The sequence below is a fragment of the Oscillibacter ruminantium GH1 genome (genome assembly GCF_000307265.1).
Lineage (GTDB): Bacteria > Bacillota > Clostridia > Oscillospirales > Oscillospiraceae > Oscillibacter > Oscillibacter ruminantium.
The window spans coordinates 48,647-69,809 of the sequence record NZ_DF158899.1; the positions used below are offsets into that span (position 1 = coordinate 48,647).

Consider the following 21,163-nt stretch of genomic DNA (forward strand, 5'->3'; position numbering starts at 1 on the left):
CCCTTCCGCGCGGATACGCGCCTTTCATTTCTTTGATGTGCCTTAGTGTATCAACTCACCGCTTTACCGTCAAGCGACTCCGCTGAATTCATCCATATTGAAATTTGAAAGCAAAACGACGGCCTCATCCGCCTGTTTTTTTAGTCTACCACCCCGGCCCGCCTCCGTCAATCTGGCGCACTGGAGAACGCTGTGGTATTATAACGGCACAAGCATCTATGGTATCACGTTTTAAATATTTACGTTGTTTTTAAAAAAGCTGAAGCATTTTGCTTTGCTGCATCGTTTGATAGACAGACGCAAGGGAGGTGTCCACCGGTGTGAGTATCATGACAAATCAGGAGTTCACCGCGCTGGTGGCAAATTACGAGCGGCTGGTCTACACGGTCTGTTACCGGCTGGTGCAGGACGAAGCCACAGCAGAAGACCTGACGCAGGAGGCATTCCTTGCCGCCTACACCCACCGGGACAGCTGTCCGGCGGGCTTTGAAAGGCAGTGGCTGGCGCGGATTGCCGCCAACAAGGCAAAGGATCACCTGCAAAGCGCCTATTCCCGCCACACTCTGCTCCCCGGTGACGATGCCATTCCCCCCGGCCTGTCGCCGCCTGCGGAGGACTTGGCCGTCTCCCGCAGCGAGACGGCGGCTATCACAGAAATCATCCAAAACCTTCGGGAACCTTATCGGCAGGTCTGCATTCTCCATTTTTTAAAGGAATGCACACCGGAGGAAACCGCTCTGCGGCTGGAGCGGCCGGTGAAGACCGTCCGCACACAGATTTCCCGGGGAAAGCTGCAAATTCAAGAACAGTGGAACAGGAGGTCGTCCCATGGAACTGTTTGATCATCGCGGGCATCTGACGGACGATGCCCTGAAACACTTCTCCGGCGGCGGCGCGCTCTCCGAGCTTCAGCGGTTGGAGATTGCGGAGCATCTGGACTTTTGCGACGAGTGCTTAATGCGCTCCATGGCATTTTTACCGGAAGAAGCGCTGCTGACGCCGGAGCATTCCTGTCAGGACACTGTCTGGAAGCGCATCCGCCTGAGGGCCGTCCGGGTTCTCACCAGCCGATATGCCACGGCGGCAGCCGCCATTTTAATCGTGGCAACCTTGTGGAGCTTTAACATTTTCAGCGGTCTTGTGACCGGCTCCGCCGCGCTGTCAAACACTTCCCAGCACAGCCTGCGGCAAAGTAATTTTTCCGAGAGGATCGAACAGCTGGACCGATATGTGAACAGCGGATTGAACCGCTTTAACCATCTGTTTGACTTCGGCGGCGACTCCGCAACCCAAACCGATTCATCCCAATCTCAAGGAGGGCTTTCGTCATGACCCGTAAAAATCCGTTTCTGCTGTTCCTCTCCGCCTGCATTCCCGGCTGCGGCCAAATGTACCAAGGGTATATGAAGCGGGGCGTATCCCTGATGTCCGCATTCGCCCTCATTACCGGCGTTGCCGCATGGCTCTATTTTGGCCAACTGGCGCTGGCGCTGCCAGTGCTGTGGCTGTATGCCTTTTTTGATACCTATAACCTCCGCCGCGCTCTGGAAAACGGGACGGAGGAGCCGGATGCTTATCTTTTCGGTCTGTCCGGCGTGGACAAGGAGCAGCTATGCCGTCTGCTGGACAAGCGGCACAGCCTGATTGGCTGGGCGCTGGTGCTTTTGGGACTGTACGGCCTGTGGCAGGCCGCGGCACACTACTTCTCCGACTTTCTTTCCAACATCTTCGGCTATGACTTTTACTGGCTCGCCAGCTATCAGCTGCCCCGGCTGGTCATCTTCCTGCTGGTGATTGCTCTGGGCGTTTGGTTTATTCGCGGCCCAAAGCAGCAGCGTGAAGACGACTTCAACGGCTTCACACCGCCGTCCTCCGGTTCCGCTTCCACTGGGGCGGCGCCGGACGGTGCGCCGGAGTTCCGCAAAGTAGTGGACAGTGTTTTGGGCGGCGCGGATACTTCCTCCGCAAACTCCGCGGCTTCGGAAAAGGAGGGCTCCGATCATGACGGACAATGAAGCATCCCGCGTCTGCACCGACGAACAGGAGTCTCCTCCCCCTGCCGCACCAAAAGCCGCCTCCGTCAGGGAGCGGCGGGTCGGGACGTTTACCTTCGGCATCGTGCTGGTGATTGCGGGTCTCACCATGACATCCGCCCTGTTTTTCCCCTCTCTGGATTTTCAGCTTCTAATGAAGCTCTCCCCCGCCGTGCTGATTCTGCTGGGGATTGAGGTTCTGCTCTCCACCCGGAAGGGCGGGCGCATCAAATACGACTGGCTGGGAATGCTCCTGTGCTTTGTGATCGTCATACTGGCGCTGGGTGTCTTTTTCACCTCGTGGGCCATGATCCACTTTCCGAAGGAGTATCTGTGCTGGTAACGGGCGTTTGAGGGCCGTATGCCCCTGCCCCCTAATGCGCAGCTTTCAGAATGCCGCACCCGGACGCTTTTCACAAAGAGCGTCCGGGTTTTTGGCCTGAGTTGCGTATGTCGAGTGGGCAAATTTGGCAAACTTATTGTCATAGCCTGACAAAAGTGATAAAATAAATACAACAGGAAAACATGGCGCATGATGATTTCGGCGCTGCCGCTCCGGCAAGGCCGCATCTTGCTGACTAACAGGAGGCAATTCCATGATTACAATGGCACAGCGTATCCAACAGCTCCGCGCCGAGCGCGGCGTCAGCGGTCCGGCGCTTTCCGCCGCTTTGGGCCTTCCCCGGACGGCTGTTGAAAAATTTGAAACCGGCCGCCAAACGCCCACGCAGGACCAGCAGCAAAAGCTGGCATCTTTCTTCGGCGTCTCCGCCTTTTATCTGCGGGGTGAGAGCAACGACCGCACACAAATGTCGGACTGGATGGATGGCGCGTTTATGGACGAGCCGACCCCGGCCCCCGCACCCGCAGCTGTCCGCCCGGCAAAAAAGGCGGCTGTCAGTGAAGATGGCACGATGTTTGACGCTTTTTTGAACAGCAAAAAATTTCAGGAGGCTCTGCGCACCACCGTACTGGACGTGCTCCGCTCTCCCGATGGACAGGCCTTGATTGAAAAAGCCGTCCGCAAGGCTGGGAGCAAGTAACCAAAAAAAGCTGCCGCACATACCGGTCGCGGCTCATGCCGCTGATCAAGGGAGGCTATTTGATGACAGATCTCCACGGCACCAGCGAATTTCTGCTGGACCAGTGTACCCGCTATCCGGCCCTCCGTCCGCAGGATTTGTTAAAGGCCCTGCACCAGAGTGCGTTTGGCTGTGGGCATTTCCTGTCGGATGAAACGGCAGGACTGCAATTTCTTCGGGAAGAGGCCGCCGCCCCTCTCCCGGCGCTGACCGGCCCGGCGGTGGAGCCGCTGGATGGCGATTACTGCCGCGTCCACCTTAAAATGCTGCAAGACACTGCGCTGCGCCCGGAAACCCTGTTTCGGCTGTTTGCCCTCTCCGCCGCGAAGCCAAGCGATGGGGGCGAAGCCGCGCTGACGGAACGCCTTGCTTGTCTGTTGGCACTGGTGGAAAACGAAAAGCTCCCCTTTTCTCCCGTCGAGACGGCGCAGGCCGTGACGCGCTGGCGGGAAGCCGGATATCCCGCCTGCCACCACTCCGAGGAATTCCAGCGTGCTTACGCCCCAGCCTATCGCGTCGTGCGGCGGGAATACGCCCATCTGCTGCCACTATTGACCGAGATTGACCGTCTGATGGCGGAAAAGTCCCGGGTCATCGTGGCGCTGGAGGGCGGCAGTGCCGCGGGAAAAACCACAGCGGCGGCAATGCTCGAACAAATATACAATTGCAGTGTCTTCCACATGGATGATTTCTTTCTCCGCCCGGAGCAGCGGACAAAGGCCCGTCTGATGGAGCCGGGCGGCAATGTGGACTGGGAGCGATTCCGAGACGAGGTTCTGTCGCCCCTGACGCGAGGCGAATCCATTCTGTATCGCCGCTATAACTGCCACACCCAAACGATTCAAGACCCGGAAACCATTGTCCCCAAGGCACTGAACATCGTGGAGGGCGCATACTGTATGCGCCCGGAGCTGGCTCCGGCTTATGATCTTTCCGCATTTTTCTCCGTCTCGCCCGAATTGCAGCACAGCCGTATCAAAAAACGAAATACCCCGGATCTCCAGACAAAGTTTTTTGTTCTTTGGATTCCGCTGGAAAATTCCTATTTTGACGTATTGAATATTCGCAGCCGCTGTGATCTGATTCTAGAGGCATAGGGCATTTGAAAATTACGACAACGGACCTCCCTTCAGAAGCAGGCCGTTGGGAAACAGCAGAGCGTCCCCGTCGGGTCATACCGACGGGGACGCTTTTTTCATTCAAGACAACACCGCACAGAGATTGCGCAGTCAGATTTTTCGTCAGATTGTATCGGGATTTTGCCGTCATACTGGCGTATGGCAAAAAACCCCTGTGCAAAATGGCGAAAAATATGCAAACAAGCTGTGTGCAAAGCCATAAGGCGTTCTTTGTACGGTATTGTCTTAATTCTATTTTCAAAGCTCACGAGCCTTGCGTCCGCCGATTCAATCGGCTGAGAAAAAACGCGAGCATAAATCCAATGACCGCGCACACTCCTGAGAGAACAACCTCTCCCGCCCCCGTGTACTCCGTGGGGATAATCACCAGCGTAGATGCAATTACAACGCCCAGAATTCCATGAAACGCAATGGAATAGTGTTTTTGAAACACCCAGTTTACAAGCCTTGCCAGCAGTAAAACCGTCAGCGCCATGCCCAGAAGCAGCGAGAGCAGGACGGAGAGGTCCAGTGTGGACAATCCCTGCATAATGGGCTGGTACAGGTCCAGCGCCATCAGCACCGAGGATGTGGCCAGCCCCGGCACCACAATGCCAAGACCAAACAGCGCTCCGCTGAGAGAGAATGACCAAAACCCCGGCTCCAGATGAACCGAGAGGACGCGGCCCACATAGAACAGCCCCGCAAAAATGATTCCTGCACAGAAAAACAGGCTGACCCAAGCGGAACGGCCGCGCCCTTCCTTTCCCGCCTCGCGAAAAAGAGAGGGAACCGTCCCCACGATCAAGCCGATAAACGCCCACGTGGTCACCGCCGCGGACACGTTCAGTGCCGCCGCAATTCCTTTGGCAAAGCCCATGAATCCAATCGTCCACCCTAAAGCCAAAGCGGGAAAAAATCGCCAATATTTCGGAAGGGCCTTTTTCGGATGAGTCAGCACCTCCATAAACGGACGATATAAGTCGAATACCACCGCCAGCACGCCTCCGGACACACCGGGCAAAATTGCGCCTGCGCCGATCAAAACGCCGCAGAGGAAGTCCCGCAGGCATCGCATGATGAAATTCGGGTCCTGTTTCCGCACGCGGTCCGCCTCCGTTTTGATACCGGCAATTTGCCATCTATCACATCAATCATGTACTATAACAGTTCTGCCCTAAATTTGCAATCCGATTCCCCAATTTCATTTTCTGTTATCCTTGTCCGTTGACAGTTTCCGTCATTATGCACAGTTTCATTTTCAAAATTCATGTGTTTTATAAGTTGTTTTCCCTGTTGACAAATCGGGAAAACTTGCGTAAACTCTAACATAACAAGTAAATACCGCAAAGACGATGAAGGAAAGAGTAAGCAGACAGATACGTCACAGAGAGCCTCGGTTGGTGGGAAGAGGTACGGAAGGGTTTGCCGAACATGGTTCCGGAGTTGCGTGGCCGACCGCGTAAGCGCAGGTCACGACGGGAGCGCCCGTCAAAGCGCAGGAGTGTGTTTGCACTCTTAAAGGCCGCTTCCGTGAGGAAGTGTGCGAACCAAGGTGGTACCACGGCGTTTTTACGTTCGTCCTTGATGCAGTTGCATCAGGGGCGTTTTTTATTGCCCAATTAATTTGAAAAGGAGCATTTTTGCTGTGTCCATGATCGAAATTGAGCACTTGACCAAGACCTTTCCCGGGGCCAACGCGGTCACGGCTCTGGACGATGTGAGTCTGAATATTGAAAGCGGCGAGATCTTCGGAATCATTGGTCTTTCCGGCGCGGGAAAATCCACGCTGGTGCGGTGCATGAACCTGCTGGAGCGGCCCACCTCCGGCGTTGTCCGGGTGAACGGTGCGGAGCTGACGGGGCTGGCGGATCGGAACCTGCGAAAGGCCCGTCAATCCATCGGCATGATCTTTCAGGGATTTAACCTGCTGATGCAGCGCACTGCGCTGGACAATGTGTGCTTTCCGCTGGAGCTTGGCGGCATGAGCCGGAGCGAGGCCCGGAAAAAAGCCCGTCCCTTTTTGGAACTGGTGGGGTTGGAAGACCGGGAAAACGCCTATCCCACTCAGCTTTCCGGCGGACAGAAACAGCGGGTGGCCATCGCCCGGACACTGGTGACGGACCCGAAGGTAATCCTGTGCGACGAAGCAACCTCCGCGCTGGACCCCACCACCACCCAATCCATTCTGGCCCTTTTAAAGGAGCTGAACGAAAAGCTGGGCGTGACCGTGGTGGTCATCACCCACGAGATGAAGGTCGTGGAGCAGATCTGCGACCGGGTGGCTATCATTGCCGACAGCCACATTGTGGAACAGGGCGCGGTGGCGGATGTGTTCCATCATCCGCAGACGGCGGCGGCACGGCAGCTTATCACCCCCAAGGGCGCGATTTCCGAGAAGAGCGCTATTCATGGCCCGCTGTACCGCATTACCTTTGACGGCAGCACCTCCGACCAGCCCATCGTCTCGGGCATGGTGCTGGCCTCCGGCGCGCCGGTGAACATCTGGTATGCCGACACCAAGGACATTGACGGCAAAGCCCACGGACAGATGCTGCTGGAGCTGCCCAAGGATCAGGTTTTGACGCAGAAAATGCTGGCGTTTTTGAAAAGCCAGCAAGTCACTTATGAGAGAGAGGAGGCCGAATATTATGACTGAAGTTTTCACATCTGGATTTTGGGCGCAATACGGCTCCCTTTTGATTCAGGGAACGCAGGATACGCTGGTGATGACCGTGATCTCCACCGTCTTCGCCTATGTGCTTGGACTGCCTCTTGGCGTTCTTCTCAGCATTACGCAGCCACATGGCATCTGCCCACACAAATGGCTCAACCGAATTTTGGGCTGGATCATCAATGTGGGCCGATCCCTCCCCTTCATCATCCTGATGGTTGCCATCATGGATTTCACAAAGCTGATTGTCGGCACTAAGATCGGCATTCGGGGCGCAATCGTCCCGTTGGTGATCTCCGCCGCTCCGTTTATCGCCCGCATGGTGGAAACCTCTATGGCAGAGGTGGACGCGGGCGTGGTGGAGGCGGCGCAGGCCATGGGCGCCTCTCCCCTTCAGATCATCTGGAAGGTCTATCTGCCGGAGGCAAAGCCCTCTCTGCTGCTGGGTGGCTCCATCTCCATCATTACGATTTTGGCGTACACCGCCATTGCCGGCGCGGTGGGCGCGGGCGGTCTGGGCGACCTCGCCATTCGGTACGGTTATCAGCGCCGCACACCGTCCATGATGCTGGTCACCGTGATCCTGATTATCATTCTGGTGCAGGTCATTCAATCGGTTTTCAGTTGGCTGTCCGCAAAGATCGACAAGCGCCTGAAATAAGGGCATTCACAACCTGTTCCCCCATCACCGGAGAAACGCAGCCGTCTTTCCGCCTCTGAGTAGCTCAAAACACGCATCATACATGCGCAGTTATTTTATTGACCATGGATTCCGGCCGGCGCGCGACGGCTGAGAACGCGGCCATTGAAATATAATCGAACATTTTAATATTTTACAGTGATTTTTATTGGAGGAAAATATGATGAATAAGAAATTATTTGCTCTGGCGCTGGCTCTTGGCCTGACCGCTTCTTTGGCTGCTTGCGGCTCTTCCGCTCCCGCCGCCTCCGGCTCTGCCGGTTCCGTATCCGGCTCCGCCGCCGCTTCCACCCCGTCCGAGACTGTGACGCTGAAGGTCGCCGCCTCCCCCACGCCTCATGCGGAGATTCTCAATGCCGTGAAGGGCGTTTTGGCCGAACAGGGTATTGATCTCCAGATCACCGAATACGGCGACTATGTGGTTCCCAACACCGCTGTGGAAGAGGGCGACGAAGACGCCAACTACTTCCAGCATCAGCCGTATCTGGATAATTTCAACGCTGAAAACGGCACGCATCTGGTGAGCGCCGGCGGCATTCACATCGAGCCGATGGGCGTTTACGCCGGCAAGACCACCGCGCTGGCAGACCTGCCCGACGGCGCCACCATTGCCATTCCCAACGACGCCACCAACGAGGGCCGCGCGCTGCTGCTGTTGGAGGCTCAGGGGCTCATCAAGCTGAAGGACAGCAGCAATCTGGAGTCCACTCCCAACGACATTGCGGAAAATTCCAAGAATCTGCAGTTCAAGGAACTGGAAGCTGCCATGATCCCCAACACCGTTGAGGAAGTCGATCTGTCCGTCATCAACTGCAACTATGCGCTTCAGGCCGGCTTCAACCCCGTGGAGGACGCTCTGGCCATCGAAGACTCCAACTCTCCCTATGTGAACATCATCGCCGTGAAGGAAGGCCACGAGAACGATCCCGCCATCGTGGCGCTGGTGGCCGCGCTTCAGTCCGAGACTGCCCGCGAGTTCATCACTTCCACGTATAACGGCGCCGTCGTCCCCGCGTTCTAAGCAGAACCAGTTCATAAACAGCAAGCGGACCCTTCAGCCTTTTGACTGAAGGGTCCGGCTTTCTTTCTGTTCAAAATCCAGCAACGCACAAACCGCCGCGAAGTAAGTGCTTCGCGGCGGTCCTGCGTTTTTACCGGGTGGGAATGACTTCGATCCAATACCCATCCGGGTCTGTGATGAAGTAAATCCCCATCTTTTCGTTTTCAAAGCAGATACAGCCCATCTTTTCATGACGGGAATGTTCCGCCTCGTAATCCTCGGCCTTTAGGGCCAGATGGAACTCGCATTCGCCAAGATCATACTTCTGGGGATGATCCTTAAGCCAAGTCAGTTCCAGCCGAAAGTCGGTTTTCCCGTCTCCCAGATAGACGATGATAAAGCTGCCGTCATCGGCCTCCTTGCGCTCCCCCACGGGGGTCAGCCCCAAGGCTTCCTTGTAAAAGGCCAAAGACTTGTCCAGATCGGACACATTATAGTTAAAGTGATTAAATGTCAGCATAACTTTTCCTCAAGATGCAGATTTTCGTTGGTTTATTTAATTGCCCGGGCCTCCACATAATAGCGCTTATCCTGCGCATGGCCCATGGAGAAGGTCTTGCGGGGCAGAACGCCGTCCGCCATCACGGTTTTGAACAGCTGTTCTTTCCCCATAGCGGGCAGCTTGAAGCCGATGTTGCCGGGCTTTGCGCCCAGCTCGTCCGTCACCTCGTCGCCGTGGATGTAGTCCACCTCGCCGGGATTCTCCTTCAAATACGCATCAATAAACGCCTGAAGCGTCCCCACCGCCAGCTGAACCTTCGGGTCCGGCACGGTGAGAAAGCCCTTGTGCCCGGCATAGGTATAGGCGATGGTGTGACCCGTGCCCTCACCCTCATGAGCGGAGGGATAGAACGCCTTAAACGCCGCCAGAACCTTTTCCGGGTCCACGCCAAACAGCACGCGATGAATCGGCTCAAATTTCAGTGCGTCATCGTGATTATTCACCACTTCCACCAGCGCGTATCGCTCGGGCAAAGACGCCCACTGCTCCTGCGGCGTGACCTTCTTTCGGTTTTCGTAGCAGGTTTTCGCCGTGGCCAGAGAGTGATTTCCGTCGCCCACAGCAAACAGCAGCGGCGCGGCATCCTTCATGCCATATTTCTTCTCCATCTGTGCCGGGGCACACAGGCCCTCCAGCGCGTCGGCCGTGGCATCCATCTGGGCCTCGGTCAAAAGCCAGCCGGTGAGGTGGCCGCCGCCCTGCTGCAACTCGAAGTCATAGAGCTTTTCCATGCTCCCGCTCTTCCCAGCCAGAGGCTCAATCACCTTCCCGTCCGGGTCGTCGATCAGCAGCATCACATGGGGCAGTTCAACGGGCGCGTCCTGCCGGACTTTGACCCGGGGCGGGATGCGGGAGAGGACGGTTCCCTCCGTGGCGCGGACCAGCGCGCCGGAGCCGGGCGTATAGTCATATTGGTCCAGATCAATCATACCGACCAGACCGTGGCGCACTTTCCCGTCGGACTGGGTGCGCTCCATGTAAATCAAAGACGCGGGCAGCGTTTTGAACACGCCGCTGTCCACATACCGCTTCATGGCCCCATTGATGTCAGCGATGTGCTGTTCCACATCCGGGTCGTTCAGCTTTGCCTCGGGCAGGATCAGACGGAGAGTCGAGGGGGCATCGCCCACGTTTTTTTCCACCGCTTCCCAGTATTCCGGCTGGGAGGTGAACTGATCGCAGGCCACTACGGCCCACTTGCTCATGTCTGCGTTTTCAGGAAGCAGGATATCCGCAGGATAGAAACCCAGCTGCTTGAATTTCTTGTTCATATGTGGTCTCCTTTTCCAATTTTCCAATTTTTGCGAGCGCACGCGCGCCGTCCAGTCTATTTTTCAGTATACTATACTCCCTCGCCGGATTCAACGGGCGGGAGAAATTTTTCTGCAATTGAGTATGATTCGGCAGTTTTGGGGGCATACTGTTCCCAAATCCCAAGCAATACGTTTTAGGAGGTCTTTTTATGGTCATCGACAAGATCGCACTGGTCCTCGCCATCATCGGCGCACTGAACTGGGGCGGCATCGGCCTGTTTGGTTTCGACACGGTCGCTTTCCTCTGCGGCGGACAGATGGCGGTCCTCTCCCGTATCATCTATGCGCTGGTGGGGTTGGCCGGTCTGTGGTGCATTACCCTGCTGTTCCAAAACGGCGAGGAGCGCCACGCTCATCATACAGCCTGATTTCCACCATGCGCCGGGTCCGAAGGGTACAGACATCGTCTGACTCTTCGGACCCCAAATTTTTTGTGCGTATTCCAAAAGGTTTTCCCCTCTTGAGTATCTGCAAAGCCAACTTAACAGGATACAGCGGGACGATCCAGATATTCCGCCCCGGTCATGATCTGCGCGAAACTCCCGCTCAGAGATGCAAAGTAGATCGCCTGCACCGTGTCCGCCGGGATTGTTCGATTTTTCCACTCCAAATCTTTAGCGGCACAGGCGTCGGAGATTAGCGTCACGGAAAAGCCAAAGTCCCGCGCCGCTCGCACGGTGGTGTCCACGCACATCTGCGTCATCATGCCGCACACCACCAACTCCGTAACGAAGTTTTTTCGAAGCTCCGCCAGCAGATCCGTCCCAAAAAAGCTGTTGGGTGTGTGTTTGATGATGACCTGCTCACCCGCCAGCGGGTTTAACCTTGGATGGATCTTTACGCCGTCCGTCTCCGGGAGAAAAAAGGCTGCCCCGCTGCCGGAAACATGCTGCACATGAAAAACAGGGCGGTTTTCTTCCCGAAAGCGCCGGAGCATCCGCTCCGTAGTCTCCAACGCGGGAAACGGGTCCCACAGTTCAAATTTTCCCTCGGGAAAATAGTCGTTCTGGATGTCGATTATCAAAAGTGCCGTGCTCATCGCTTCAAATCCTTTCCTGCGGGCGCTTGCAGCCCCATGGGGCATTTGCCGCGCCGCCTGTCGATGAAGCAAGCATAGCGGACTTTTCGCGGGATGTAAATTACTTACTTTTTTGTGGGGTCGCCGTCGGTGCAGACGGTGGGTTCCCCCGAAGCGTCCGCTCCGTTCTGTTCCGTCAAATAGTCTGTCCCAATTTCCTGCATGATCGCCACCGCCGACAGCATTTTCTTTCCACGCTCTGTGAGAAAATATTCCACCCGCAGCGGAAACCCGGATGCGGAAACCTTGTCCACCAAGCCGAACCGCCGAAGTTCCCCCAGCTGCTCCAGCAGCATCTTCTGGCTGATTCCGGCAATAGCCCGCTCCAGTTCGGAAAAGGAACATCTTCCGTTCCGCAGCTGAAAAATCAGAATTGTCTTCCACTTTCCCCGGACAATGTCGTGGACCAGTTCCAGTGGGCAGGTGTAGTTTTTTCGCAGTTTCATCTTTTTCTCTCCCCATTTTATCAAATGATACCGCGCTGCCGGAAAAGTTGCAAGAGCATCTGCGCCGTTCCAATTCGATGCAGCGTTACCACGTTTTTAATGAATTTTATAAAATATTCAGAAATTCCCCTTGTCATGGAAAGGAAAACGTTTATAATAAAAGAGGAATGTATTTTTTTGAGATTCGCTTCCAAGACATAAGGAGGTTTTTTTATGAGAAAAACAAAGATCGTCTGCACGCTTGGCCCCGCCACCGACAGCGAGGAGACGCTGCGCGCCATGCTGGAATCCGGTCTGAATGTGGCGCGGTTCAACTTTTCCCACGGCAGCCATGCCGAGCATAAAAAACGGCTGGACCTGCTGAAAAAGCTGCGCCGGGAAATGGGACTGCCCGTGGCCGCTCTGCTGGATACCAAGGGTCCGGAAATCCGCCTGCGGGACTTTAAGGACGGCGTTGTACAGCTGAAAGAGGGACAGGAGTTCACCCTCACCACCCGGGATGTTTTGGGCGACGAGCATATCTGCGGCATCACCTATCGGGATCTACCCGGCGACGTGGAGGTTGGCAGCGCCATCCTGTTGGACGACGGGCTGATCCGCCTCACCGTGCTGGAAATCAAGGACGGGGACATTCGCTGCCGGGTGGAGAACAACGGCCCCATCAAAAACCATAAGGGTGTTAACGTCCCCGGCGTTCGGCTGTCTATGCCCTATCTGAGCCAGCAGGACAAGGAGGACATCCTCTTTGGCGCGGAGCAGGATTTCGACTTCATTGCCGCCAGCTTTGCCCGCAGCGCCGCTGACATTATGGACATTCGCCGGGTTCTCAACAGCGTCCATTCCTCCATTCGCATCATTGCAAAAATTGAAAATCAGGAGGGCGTGAACAACCTCTCCGAAATTCTCTCCGTGTCGGACGGGATTATGGTAGCTCGGGGCGACATGGGCGTGGAGATCGACTTCACGGAAATTCCCATCATTCAAAAGGACATTATCGCCCAGTGTGTTGCCGCAGGCAAGCCCGCCATCACCGCCACGCAGATGCTGGACTCCATGATCGAAAATCCCCGTCCCACCCGTGCGGAAATCACCGACGTGGCCAACGCGATTTACGACGGTACCTCCGCCATCATGCTCTCCGGCGAAACTGCCGCGGGCAAGTACCCGGTGGAGGCCGTGCAGACGATGGATGCCATCGCCCTGCGGACGGAGTCAGACATCAACTATGCCAAACGGATGAAAAACGCCGCCGGAAACCGGCACTTGTCCATCGCCGCCGCCACGGCTCACGCCGCCTGTACCACTGCCGCCGACGTGGGAGCCGACGCGATCATCACCGTCAGCCAGCGGGGCACCACCGCCCGCCTTGTCAGCCGCTTCCGCCCCGCCAATCAGGTGATCGCCTGTCTGCTGAATGAGCATGTCCAGCGCCAGATGGCTCTGAGCTGGGGCGTCACGCCGATTTTGATGCCCATTGCCAGCAACACCGACGAGCTGGTGGAATTTGCTGTGGACTCCGCAACGAGTGCGGGGCTTGTCAAGCAGGGCGATCTGGTGGTAGTCACCGCAGGCGTTCCTGTGGGCGTTCCCGGCACCACCAATATGATTCGGGTTCATTTGGTAGGCGGATCCCTGTTCACCGCTGTGGGCATTGGCGGGGGGAAAGCCTCCGGCCCCCTGTGCATCTGCCACACGCCGGAGGAGGTAACTGAGAAGTCCCGCCCCGGCTGTGTACTGGTGGTTCCATACACCACCAACGACATGCTCCCTGCCATGCGTTCCTGCGCCGCTGTCATCAGTGAGGAATCCGGCCCCAACAGCCACGCCGCCACCGTGGGTTTGACTTTGGATAAGCCTGTGATTGTGGGCGCCAACGGCGCCACCCATCTTTTGACGGACGGGATGCTGGTCAGCGTGGACTGCGCCCACGGCACTGTCCAGCGTCTGCCTCAGTAAAAACCGCGGCTTTACAGGCCGAACGAAACGAAAGAACGCGCCCCGGAAGGATGATTCCGGGGCGCGTTTTCTATGGAATTCAGTGTTTGTCGGCAGGTTCGCTTTCCTCCGGACGCTCAGTCTGTGCTTCCGATGCCTCTTTCGTTTTGGAAGTCTCCGCCGCGTTCGCGGCAGAGTCGGACTCCGTCAGAACGGTTTCCGACGCAGGTTCCAACGTCTCCGCCAGCACGCCGGTTTGCCCTGTAACGTCCGCTTCTCCGTTCGCCGCGGTGGCCGCCGCCACCTGTTTAACCCAGAGGTCGCTGCCGTCCCGCTTTTTGATCTTGATATTATAAACCAGCGCAATCACCGCGCCGATCACCAGAACAACGCTCAGGGCCTGAGACACCCGGATGGGCTGGCCAAACAGCGTCCAGTCAAAGAGATACAAGCTGTCCGTCCGCAGACCCTCTACCCAGCTGCGGCCAAGGCCGTACCACAGGAAATAAAAGCAGGTGTTCTCTCCGTCAAACCGGCGGGCCCGGCTGACGATGAACAGTGCCAGCAGCAGTCCCACCAGATTCCAAAGGCTCTCATAAAAGAACGTGGGGTGAACCTCGATGGTCTGGGTCTGGCTGACCCACAGCTGCATCCGCCAAGGAAGCGTGCAGTCCGTGCCGAAAGCCTCCCGGTTCATAAAGTTGCCCCACCGGCCAATGCACTGACCGAGGAACAGCCCCATGACACAAAGATCCGTCATGGCAAAGAACTTCAGCTTTTTGCGTTTGCAGAAAAGGTACGCCACCAGAAGGCCCACAATCACCGTTCCGTACATGGCGATGCCGCCGTCCCAGACGGCGATCATCCGTCCCCAGTCCAAACTCCCGTCCGCATTGCGGTACAGATCCAGATAAAAAATTACATAGTAGATGCGCGATCCGATGATGCAGCAGGGCGTGGCCCAGAGGATCATATCAATCACGTTGTCCTCTGTCAAACCAAACCGCTTCGCCTGCTTCATGCAAAGGTACAGTCCCGCCAAAAGGCCCAGAGCCAGAATAATCCCGTACCAGTAAACTCCATGGCCGATGTGAAGGGCGATAGGGTCCGGATCAATGGTGAACCCGCCAAAAAGCCCCGGAAACCCGATGGGCATATCGCTGAGTGCTTTCAAATCAGAAACTTCCTTTCACCGCGCCTTACTTAGGCAGAATGGTGGACATGGCCGCGTGTTCCTCGGTCAGCTCGTCCCGAATGAAGGCAAGGACATCCTCCTCGCCAATGCCGTCAAATACCTGTGGGAAACGCAGGGCATCGTATCCCGCGAAATGTCCCTCCGTCAGCGAAACAGCGATGTTTTCAAAGGAGTTTAGACCCCGCAGCATCGCGCCGAAGGCCGCCTTACGCACACGCTCATAAAAATCCCGATCCAAGCCATCCGCAGCGAGACGGCGGGCCTCCTTTTTGACTTCTTCCGCAACCGCTTTCACATCCCGGCTGTCGCCTCCGGCGTAAAGATACGCCGTTTCCGGCATCATCTCAAAGGCTCCGCCGAAGCTGGTGTTAATGAGTCCCTGTCCATAAAGCCGCAGATACAGCGGGCTGGACTCCCCCAGCAGCAGATCGCAGGCCATGTTGCCGATGAGGCTCCGGCGCAGGTAGTCCTCCCCCGCCGCTGCGGGTGCGCACTTAAAGCCCAGCAGAAACTGTGGCATGGAAACCTCCATTTTCCGCTCCGTCGCCTTATCCGCCACGCCCTCCGGCTCCGCGCCGTGATCCCGGAGAATATTAGGCCCGCAGTCCTTGGGTAAAATAGACCGGGCGACATCGACCACGCGAACCGGGTCCACGTTGCCCACCACCGTCAAAATCATGTTGCCGGGGGTGTAAAACGCCTTGTGGCAGTCGTACAGCGTTTTGGCTGTGATCTCCTTAATGCTCTCCACACTGCCGGCGATATGGTTTTTCGCTGTGCTTTTCTGATAGAGCGCGCCCATCATCCGGGCATAGACCTGCCAGTCCGGGTCATCCTCAATCATCCGGATTTCCTGAGCGATAATCCCCTGCTCCTTGGCAACGCTCTCATCTGTGAAATAAGGGACGGAGACGAAGGAAAGCAGAATTTTCAAATTCTCCTCAAACTTCTCCGTGGAGTCGAAATAGTACCCCGTCATGGCGTTGGAGGTGAAGGCGTTTGGCTCCGCGCCGTTTTTCGCCAGTTCCTGAAGGGCGTTGCCCTCCTTGGTATCGAACATTTTGTGTTCCAGATAGTGGGCAATGCCCGCCGGGGTGTCCATCCAGTTCCCGTCCAAGCAGAAGCGGGTGTCCATCCCGCCGTATCGGGTGGCGAAAAAGGCATAGCTCTTGGCAAATCCCGGTTTGGATACCACGTTAACGGGCAGACCGTTGGGCAGAGTCTCACGGTAGACCGTCTCGCCAATGCGCTCATAGAATTCCTTTTTCATTGTTCCGCCCCCTCTCCCTTGAGAAAATAGACGGTGTCCAGAGACACAGTCTTCATGGCTTCATAAATCCGCTCCGGGGAAACGGTGCGCACACCCTCCGCCAGCGCCTCCGGCGTGTCGTTCCGACCCGTGGCTGTCTGCCCCAGCCAGAAGTTTTCCAGCTTGCTCTGAGAGTCCCCAATGGTGGCATAGGCATTGCAAAGGGTACTCCGCGCACCCTCCAGTTCCCAGTCCTCCAGCTTGCCGTCCTGAACAGCCTTCAGTTGATGCTGAATCTCATCGTAGGCCTTTTGGAAATTCTGGAATTCGATGCCGGAGGATACCGTGATGATTCCCTTTTGCCGATGGAACAGGGACGAGGCGTAATAGCACAGGGACAGCTTTTCCCGCACGTTCATAAACAGCTTCGCATTGCTGCTGCCGCCAAAGAGGGTGTTTCCCATCATCAATGCGGAGAAATCGTCACTGCCGCAGGTGAAGCCCATCCCCAGCTTGCCTTGGGTCACATCCATTAAGTCCGTGACGCGCTTGACCTCTTTTCGCGCCGTGTGGCATTGGGACTGGGGAATTGCTTGCACCGCCTTGCGCGGCAGGTTGGAAAGTGCCGCCATAAGCGCGGCTTCCACCCGCTCCGCGCTTGCGCTGCCGCAGTAAAACAGCTCCAGCGGCGCAGAGGAGAGGAGGCGTGTATACGTCTCATACACCTGCTCTCCCGTCAGAGCCTGCGCCGACTTCTCGTCGCCAAACCGGCTCACGCCGTAAGGCTCACCGGCACACATCTCCTGCAAAAGCCGCAGATCGGCATAATCCCGTTTGTCGTTGAGAATGCTGCGGATGGCGTCCACCAGATTTGTCCGCTCGCTGTCCACGTATTCCGGCAAAAACCGGCCGTCTTTGGTCACCGGGTTGCCGATCACCTGCCCCAGCAGCTCCGCCACCGGCTCCAGCAGCTTTTCGCCGCCGGGTGTGAATGCGTCGTCGATAAAGCTGGCCACAAAGCCCACGCACTGGCACTCGCCCTTTTTCCGGACGGTATAGTCAATCTCCGCGCCGTACAACTCATCCAGCCGGGTGCTGAGTGCTCCCATATCGGGATAACGCATGGTGCCCCGACGCAGCACTGCAGGCAGCAGTGCCTGCGCCGCAGCCGTTTCCGCCGCGATGGGGGTCATAAACTGGGCGGAGAGCAAGCTGGTTTTAAATTTCCGGGCCGGCAGGCGGGTGAGGTAAACGCCCTCCGCCAACTTTGTTCTGGTTTTTTCCAATTTCAGGCTCCTTCCTGTCGATTCAAATACAGTAGGCTATTATACTGTATTTTCCCCGTAAATTCAAACCCTATTTTGTGTCTATTTATAGAAATAGGAGTTGACCTTTTTATTTCTGTCGTATAAACTGAAACAAATTGAAGAACGGTCAGAGGGGGACATATGGAAAGTTTAGAGAATCTGGAGATTGGCAGCCGCCTGCGGCGGCGGCGCAAAGAAAAGGGCCTGAGCATTGCGACTCTTGCCGAGCGCTCCGGAGTCAGCACCGGCCTTATCAGCCAGATTGAGCGGGACATGGTTTCCCCCACCGTGGTGAGCATCTTCCGCATTGCGCAGGCTCTGGACACAAACATCAGCTATTTCTTTTCCGCTCCCGAGGAACCGTCTTACACACTGCTGCATGAAGGGGAGCGGCGGCACATCCTGCTGGCCGGCGGCGCCCGGGATTATGAGCTTTTGACCTCCAGCCGCCCGGAGCGCGCGCTGGACATGGTGCGGGTAACGCTGCGGGGCGGTGCTTCCTTTGATCGGGAGTGCGTCTGCCACGCGGGCGAAGAATGCGGATACGTTCTCTCCGGCATCCTCACCGTCCTGCTGGACGGGCAGGAACTGGAGCTTTTCCCCGGCGACAGCATCTATTATCCCAGCACAAGTCCCCACGTCTATCTCAACACGCATCAGGAGGACTGCATTTCTATTTGGTCCATGACGCCGAAGTTCTTCTAAGCTGTTTGCTATCCCATTCCCTTTTCTCTGATTTCCGCTGCTTTCAAAACTGCGGGCGGAGCGGCTGTCGCCGCTCCGCCCGCTTTTTCTTTTTTATGCCATGCACGTTTGTACGATTCTTTGGAAGTTTCCCCGTGCCAGCTTCTCCAATTCCTCTTTGTTCAAGCCAAGCTTCTCCAAGCGGGTAAAGAGATTGGGAATCTTGGAGCAATCCTCCAGCCCGATGGTGCTGGGACTGCCAGTGGAAGTCATGCTGCCCATGGTTTCCTGGCTGTCGATGAACTCGAAAAAGTCAAAGCCGCAGCCCACATGGTCAATCCCCATTACGTCGATCATATGGGCGGCGTGCCGCACCAGCGTCTCCGCCGTCTGCTTGGCGGGATCGGCGTCAATAAAAAGATTGAATGCGTTCAGCCCCACCACACCGCCGGCGTCCCGGATCGCCCGCAGCTGCTCGTCCGTCAGGTTGCGGGGTACGTCGCACAGGGCCTTGCAGTTGGAGTGGGAAGCGATAAAAGGCTTGGTGGCCAGTTTTACCACATCCCAGAAACCCGCCTCGTTCAGATGGGACACGTCCAGCAGCATTCCCTTCTCCTGCACCTTACGGGCAGCCTTTTTTCCCACCTCTGTCAAACCGTAATCCTTGCCGGACAGTGCGCCCGCGCCCAGATCGTTGGCCTCGTTCCATGTTAAAATCGCGTGGCGGGCGCCAAAGTCGTAGTATTCGTCGATCTTGGACAGGTCGGAACCGATATAGGCCATACCCTCCACCCCGATAAACACGTAAAAAATGCCGTCGCGTATGGCCTGCATCATCTCTTCGTAGTTGTGGACGATGCGAAAATCCTTCGTCTCCGCAATTTCAGCCTTGGCGCAGTCCATGATTTGCCTCGTGCGCGCCGCATAGTCGGCGTCATAGGGCGGATCGACCCAGATGACAAAAATACTGCCCTCCACGCCGCCTTTGCGCAGCCGCGCCAGATGGTGGTCGCGGAAGACGTTTGTTTCTCCTTTCAGGCGACGGGTCGTTACATCGGTCCAGATATCAGAATGTGCATCAAAATACATGATAACCCCTCTTTTGCGGCTCCGGCGTACCTCATAGGAGGCACGCCGGAGTGTTTCTTTGTCTGTACTTTTTCTTTATGCGCCCAGCGCGATTCCCACAATGGTACCGGCATAGTTGCCGATCACATAGCCCAAGGTACCGATCAGCATTGCAGGACCCACAAGTTTTGCCCAGCCCTGAGAAATTGCCATGCCGGCGGCGGTGGTCGGGCCGCCGATGTTGGCATTGGAGGCGATGATGGCATCCTCCAGATTAAAGCGGAACAGTTTGGCCGCGCCGAAGCAGAACAGCATGTTGACAAGGACCATGATGGCCGTCAGCACCAGCAGCAGCGGGGACTTTGTAATGACCGTGTAGATGTTCGCGGGCACACCGATGACGAACAGGAACAGGTAGATAAGATAGGTACCGATCTCCTGAGAGCCATGGAGCATGGCGACCTTTTTATCCATAAAGGTGGCAACGATCACAGAGAAGGTGGTAATCCAGACGTACTGACTGCCGAAGAACTTGCCGATAAAATCCATAAACTTGCCCGGATCCGCAGGCACCATACCGGCAATGCCGCCGGCAACCAGCTTGGACAGCCAGACGATGGCGATGCAATAGGCAAAGTTGAACGCAATGTCCTTCAGGGAAATGTCCTTGCGGCTCCAGAAAGCGGCGGCCTGCGTCTGCGCCGCGTCGCGGCTGGAGGTTCCGGACTCCACCTCATCGATTAGGGGATGCCGCCAGTGACTGCGGAAGAATCTCATGCCCGCAAAAGCAATCAGGACAAAGAAGTAGGCGGCCATCAACAGGTTATCGGCCACGGTGGCTGCGGCCGTCAAATCCTTACCGGCGGCATACTGCGAGGCCATAGCGGCAAAGTTCACGCCGCCGCCAATGTAAGAACCGGTCATCATCGCGGCCACCTTGGCAAGTCCCTCCGCGTCTCCGAAAGCGCCGCGCAGCAAGAAGTAGGCAAGGAACGCGCCCGCGATCGTGCCCACGGCGCCGATCAGGAAGATGGTCAGCATCCGGCCGGTTTCCTTCCAGATCTTCTTGACATTGCACTGCAGCAGAAGCAGAGGAATGCCCATGGGAACCACAACTCCCCAGACGATATCGTCATAGAGGGGACAGCTGGTGGGAATGATGCTGAGGTTTGCCAAAACCATTGCGATAATCAGCGCGATGATGGCACCGGAGATCTTGGACGCCCAGTTGTACTTTTGCTCCAGCCAGATCGACAGTGCCACACCGGCACACAGGATCACCATAAGCGACCACATGTCGTCCGCCGCGACCAGGCTCTCCCTGCCCAGCCAATTCATGAAGAATGAATTTAACATAATGCTCCTCCCACTTTCTCATAATTTATACCGAAGGCATCGGTATTTCGGATGGTTGCAGTATAGCTGTTCGCACAAACTTTTGCAATAGGTTCGCTTTAATTTCGTCACTATACTGAATTTTTCGACAGTATTTTGATCGAATACTACAATTTGGATAATCCACTATGAAAAAACCTCATATCTCAAACTCTGTTTTTAAACAAATTGACCATCGTTCCGCCAAAGATTCCGGGAGTAAAATCTTTTTCCGGATTCTATGATTTCCCGCTCTTTTTCCCTTGACTTTTCGGCGGAATTCCTGTAAACTAGAATTCGTTGTAAAGCAGTATGACTTTACAAGTATTCGGTAAGGGGTGTTTG

22 protein-coding genes and 1 other annotated feature are annotated in these 21,163 nt (G+C 56.2%); of the genes, 12 read left to right on the forward strand and 10 right to left on the reverse strand.

Annotated elements, in window-relative coordinates; genetic code table 11:
* Window positions 1-329 precede the first annotated feature (329 nt).
* The 6 genes from ON16_RS10420 to ON16_RS15060 all read left to right on the forward strand — a co-directional run bounded on the left by ON16_RS10420 (window position 330) and on the right by ON16_RS15060 (window position 4,212).
* Window positions 330-842 carry an RNA polymerase sigma factor gene (locus ON16_RS10420; protein WP_051131685.1) on the forward strand — a complete coding sequence of 171 codons (513 nt, stop codon included), beginning with the start codon at window positions 330-332 and terminating at the stop codon, window positions 840-842.
* Window positions 829-1,332 carry an anti-sigma factor gene (locus ON16_RS15055; protein WP_051131686.1) on the forward strand — a complete coding sequence of 168 codons (504 nt, stop codon included), beginning with the start codon at window positions 829-831 and terminating at the stop codon, window positions 1,330-1,332. The genes ON16_RS10420 and ON16_RS15055 overlap by 14 nt, the downstream gene beginning before the upstream one ends.
* Entirely contained in the window at window positions 1,329-2,015 is a 687-nt protein-coding gene (locus tag ON16_RS10430) for a hypothetical protein (RefSeq protein ID WP_040662086.1), read from the forward strand. The genes ON16_RS15055 and ON16_RS10430 overlap by 4 nt, the downstream gene beginning before the upstream one ends.
* Entirely contained in the window at window positions 2,002-2,376 is a 375-nt protein-coding gene (locus ON16_RS10435; protein ID WP_040662089.1) for a hypothetical protein, read from the forward strand. Before ON16_RS10430 ends, ON16_RS10435 begins: the two co-directional genes overlap by 14 nt.
* Window positions 2,377-2,629: 253 nt before the next feature.
* Window positions 2,630-3,076, forward strand: a complete 447-nt coding sequence (locus tag ON16_RS10440; protein ID WP_040662092.1) for a helix-turn-helix domain-containing protein — start codon at window positions 2,630-2,632, stop codon at window positions 3,074-3,076.
* 62 nt (window positions 3,077-3,138) lie between these two features.
* Complete coding sequence (locus tag ON16_RS15060; protein WP_051131687.1) at window positions 3,139-4,212, forward strand: uridine kinase family protein; 1,074 nt, start codon at window positions 3,139-3,141, stop codon at window positions 4,210-4,212.
* 286 nt (window positions 4,213-4,498) lie between these two features.
* On the opposite strand, the gene ON16_RS10450 is transcribed toward ON16_RS15060, so the two are convergent.
* Window positions 4,499-5,338, reverse strand: a complete 840-nt coding sequence (locus ON16_RS10450; RefSeq protein ID WP_051131688.1) for a DUF368 domain-containing protein — start codon at window positions 5,336-5,338, stop codon at window positions 4,499-4,501.
* Between the two features lie 241 nt (window positions 5,339-5,579).
* Window positions 5,580-5,822, forward strand: a binding site (T-box leader).
* A 65-nt stretch (window positions 5,823-5,887) separates the two neighbouring features.
* Here ON16_RS10450 and ON16_RS10455 point away from each other — a divergent pair.
* The 3 genes from ON16_RS10455 to ON16_RS10465 all read left to right on the forward strand — a co-directional run bounded on the left by ON16_RS10455 (window position 5,888) and on the right by ON16_RS10465 (window position 8,628).
* Entirely contained in the window at window positions 5,888-6,892 is a 1,005-nt protein-coding gene (locus ON16_RS10455; RefSeq protein ID WP_081579688.1) for a methionine ABC transporter ATP-binding protein, read from the forward strand.
* The gene (locus tag ON16_RS10460; RefSeq protein WP_040662096.1) at window positions 6,885-7,568 is read left to right on the forward strand and encodes a methionine ABC transporter permease; all 684 of its coding nucleotides are present in this window, start codon (window positions 6,885-6,887) and stop codon (window positions 7,566-7,568) included. The genes ON16_RS10455 and ON16_RS10460 overlap by 8 nt, the downstream gene beginning before the upstream one ends.
* A gap of 202 nt (window positions 7,569-7,770) precedes the next feature.
* A complete protein-coding gene (locus ON16_RS10465) occupies window positions 7,771-8,628 on the forward strand; it encodes a MetQ/NlpA family ABC transporter substrate-binding protein (protein ID WP_040662099.1) in 858 nt (285 codons plus the stop codon).
* A 130-nt stretch (window positions 8,629-8,758) separates the two neighbouring features.
* Here ON16_RS10465 and ON16_RS10470 read toward each other — a convergent pair whose 3' ends face one another.
* The gene (locus ON16_RS10470) at window positions 8,759-9,127 is read right to left on the reverse strand and encodes a VOC family protein (RefSeq protein WP_040662102.1); all 369 of its coding nucleotides are present in this window, start codon (window positions 9,125-9,127) and stop codon (window positions 8,759-8,761) included.
* A gap of 32 nt (window positions 9,128-9,159) precedes the next feature.
* On the reverse strand, window positions 9,160-10,440 hold the full coding sequence (locus tag ON16_RS10475) for a DUF1015 domain-containing protein (protein ID WP_040662105.1): 1,281 nt from the start codon (window positions 10,438-10,440) through the stop codon (window positions 9,160-9,162).
* A 191-nt stretch (window positions 10,441-10,631) separates the two neighbouring features.
* Between ON16_RS10475 and ON16_RS10480 the strand changes: the two genes are divergently transcribed.
* The gene (locus tag ON16_RS10480; RefSeq protein WP_040662108.1) at window positions 10,632-10,850 is read left to right on the forward strand and encodes a DUF378 domain-containing protein; all 219 of its coding nucleotides are present in this window, start codon (window positions 10,632-10,634) and stop codon (window positions 10,848-10,850) included.
* Window positions 10,851-10,963: 113 nt separating this feature from the next.
* On the opposite strand, the gene ON16_RS10485 is transcribed toward ON16_RS10480, so the two are convergent.
* Window positions 10,964-11,521, reverse strand: coding sequence for a cysteine hydrolase family protein (locus ON16_RS10485; protein ID WP_040662111.1), 558 nt, complete (start codon window positions 11,519-11,521; stop codon window positions 10,964-10,966).
* A 104-nt stretch (window positions 11,522-11,625) separates the two neighbouring features.
* Window positions 11,626-12,006, reverse strand: coding sequence for a winged helix-turn-helix transcriptional regulator (locus tag ON16_RS10490; protein ID WP_040662114.1), 381 nt, complete (start codon window positions 12,004-12,006; stop codon window positions 11,626-11,628).
* Between the two features lie 213 nt (window positions 12,007-12,219).
* Between ON16_RS10490 and pyk the strand changes: the two genes are divergently transcribed.
* Window positions 12,220-13,962: a pyruvate kinase gene (gene pyk, locus ON16_RS10495; RefSeq protein WP_040662117.1), complete on the forward strand. Its 1,743-nt coding sequence runs from the start codon at window positions 12,220-12,222 to the stop codon at window positions 13,960-13,962.
* Window positions 13,963-14,041: 79 nt separating this feature from the next.
* Here pyk and lgt read toward each other — a convergent pair whose 3' ends face one another.
* Genes lgt through yfmF form a run of 3 tightly spaced genes read right to left on the reverse strand, consistent with a single transcriptional unit; the run spans window position 14,042 to window position 17,671 of the window.
* On the reverse strand, window positions 14,042-15,115 hold the full coding sequence (gene lgt / locus ON16_RS10500; protein ID WP_051131689.1) for a prolipoprotein diacylglyceryl transferase: 1,074 nt from the start codon (window positions 15,113-15,115) through the stop codon (window positions 14,042-14,044).
* A gap of 25 nt (window positions 15,116-15,140) precedes the next feature.
* Window positions 15,141-16,406 (reverse strand): EF-P 5-aminopentanol modification-associated protein YfmH, encoded by a 1,266-nt coding sequence (yfmH, locus tag ON16_RS10505; RefSeq protein WP_040662119.1) that lies wholly within the window; start codon window positions 16,404-16,406, stop codon window positions 15,141-15,143.
* Window positions 16,403-17,671, reverse strand: coding sequence for an EF-P 5-aminopentanol modification-associated protein YfmF (yfmF, locus tag ON16_RS10510; protein ID WP_040662122.1), 1,269 nt, complete (start codon window positions 17,669-17,671; stop codon window positions 16,403-16,405). Before yfmF ends, yfmH begins: the two co-directional genes overlap by 4 nt.
* Window positions 17,672-17,833: 162 nt before the next feature.
* Between yfmF and ON16_RS10515 the strand changes: the two genes are divergently transcribed.
* On the forward strand, window positions 17,834-18,397 hold the full coding sequence (locus tag ON16_RS10515; RefSeq protein WP_243441816.1) for a cupin domain-containing protein: 564 nt from the start codon (window positions 17,834-17,836) through the stop codon (window positions 18,395-18,397).
* A gap of 93 nt (window positions 18,398-18,490) precedes the next feature.
* On the opposite strand, the gene ON16_RS10520 is transcribed toward ON16_RS10515, so the two are convergent.
* Both ON16_RS10520 and ON16_RS10525 read right to left on the reverse strand, forming a co-directional pair.
* On the reverse strand, window positions 18,491-19,465 hold the full coding sequence (locus tag ON16_RS10520) for a dipeptidase (protein WP_040662125.1): 975 nt from the start codon (window positions 19,463-19,465) through the stop codon (window positions 18,491-18,493).
* Between the two features lie 75 nt (window positions 19,466-19,540).
* Window positions 19,541-20,800, reverse strand: a complete 1,260-nt coding sequence (locus ON16_RS10525; protein ID WP_243441817.1) for a DUF819 family protein — start codon at window positions 20,798-20,800, stop codon at window positions 19,541-19,543.
* Window positions 20,801-21,163: the final 363 nt, after the last annotated feature.

Excerpts from the sequence above, each read along its gene's own strand:
- ON16_RS10420 (WP_051131685.1), top strand. The coding sequence starts at position 330 with ATGACAAATCAGGAGTTCACCGCGCTGGTGGCAAATTACGAGCGGCTG.
- ON16_RS15055 (WP_051131686.1), top strand. The coding sequence starts at position 829 with ATGGAACTGTTTGATCATCGCGGGCATCTGACGGACGATGCCCTGAAA.
- ON16_RS10430 (WP_040662086.1), top strand. The coding sequence starts at position 1,329 with ATGACCCGTAAAAATCCGTTTCTGCTGTTCCTCTCCGCCTGCATTCCC.
- ON16_RS10435 (WP_040662089.1), top strand. The coding sequence starts at position 2,002 with ATGACGGACAATGAAGCATCCCGCGTCTGCACCGACGAACAGGAGTCT.
- ON16_RS10440 (WP_040662092.1), top strand. The coding sequence starts at position 2,630 with ATGATTACAATGGCACAGCGTATCCAACAGCTCCGCGCCGAGCGCGGC.
- ON16_RS15060 (WP_051131687.1), top strand. The coding sequence starts at position 3,139 with ATGACAGATCTCCACGGCACCAGCGAATTTCTGCTGGACCAGTGTACC.
- ON16_RS10455 (WP_081579688.1), top strand. The coding sequence starts at position 5,888 with ATGATCGAAATTGAGCACTTGACCAAGACCTTTCCCGGGGCCAACGCG.
- ON16_RS10460 (WP_040662096.1), top strand. The coding sequence starts at position 6,885 with ATGACTGAAGTTTTCACATCTGGATTTTGGGCGCAATACGGCTCCCTT.
- ON16_RS10465 (WP_040662099.1), top strand. The coding sequence starts at position 7,771 with ATGAATAAGAAATTATTTGCTCTGGCGCTGGCTCTTGGCCTGACCGCT.
- ON16_RS10470 (WP_040662102.1), bottom strand. The coding sequence starts at position 9,127 with ATGCTGACATTTAATCACTTTAACTATAATGTGTCCGATCTGGACAAG.
- ON16_RS10475 (WP_040662105.1), bottom strand. The coding sequence starts at position 10,440 with ATGAACAAGAAATTCAAGCAGCTGGGTTTCTATCCTGCGGATATCCTG.
- ON16_RS10480 (WP_040662108.1), top strand. The coding sequence starts at position 10,632 with ATGGTCATCGACAAGATCGCACTGGTCCTCGCCATCATCGGCGCACTG.
- ON16_RS10485 (WP_040662111.1), bottom strand. The coding sequence starts at position 11,521 with ATGAGCACGGCACTTTTGATAATCGACATCCAGAACGACTATTTTCCC.
- ON16_RS10490 (WP_040662114.1), bottom strand. The coding sequence starts at position 12,006 with ATGAAACTGCGAAAAAACTACACCTGCCCACTGGAACTGGTCCACGAC.
- pyk (WP_040662117.1), top strand. The coding sequence starts at position 12,220 with ATGAGAAAAACAAAGATCGTCTGCACGCTTGGCCCCGCCACCGACAGC.
- yfmH (WP_040662119.1), bottom strand. The coding sequence starts at position 16,406 with ATGAAAAAGGAATTCTATGAGCGCATTGGCGAGACGGTCTACCGTGAG.
- ON16_RS10515 (WP_243441816.1), top strand. The coding sequence starts at position 17,834 with ATGGAAAGTTTAGAGAATCTGGAGATTGGCAGCCGCCTGCGGCGGCGG.
- ON16_RS10520 (WP_040662125.1), bottom strand. The coding sequence starts at position 19,465 with ATGTATTTTGATGCACATTCTGATATCTGGACCGATGTAACGACCCGT.
- ON16_RS10525 (WP_243441817.1), bottom strand. The coding sequence starts at position 20,800 with ATGTTAAATTCATTCTTCATGAATTGGCTGGGCAGGGAGAGCCTGGTC.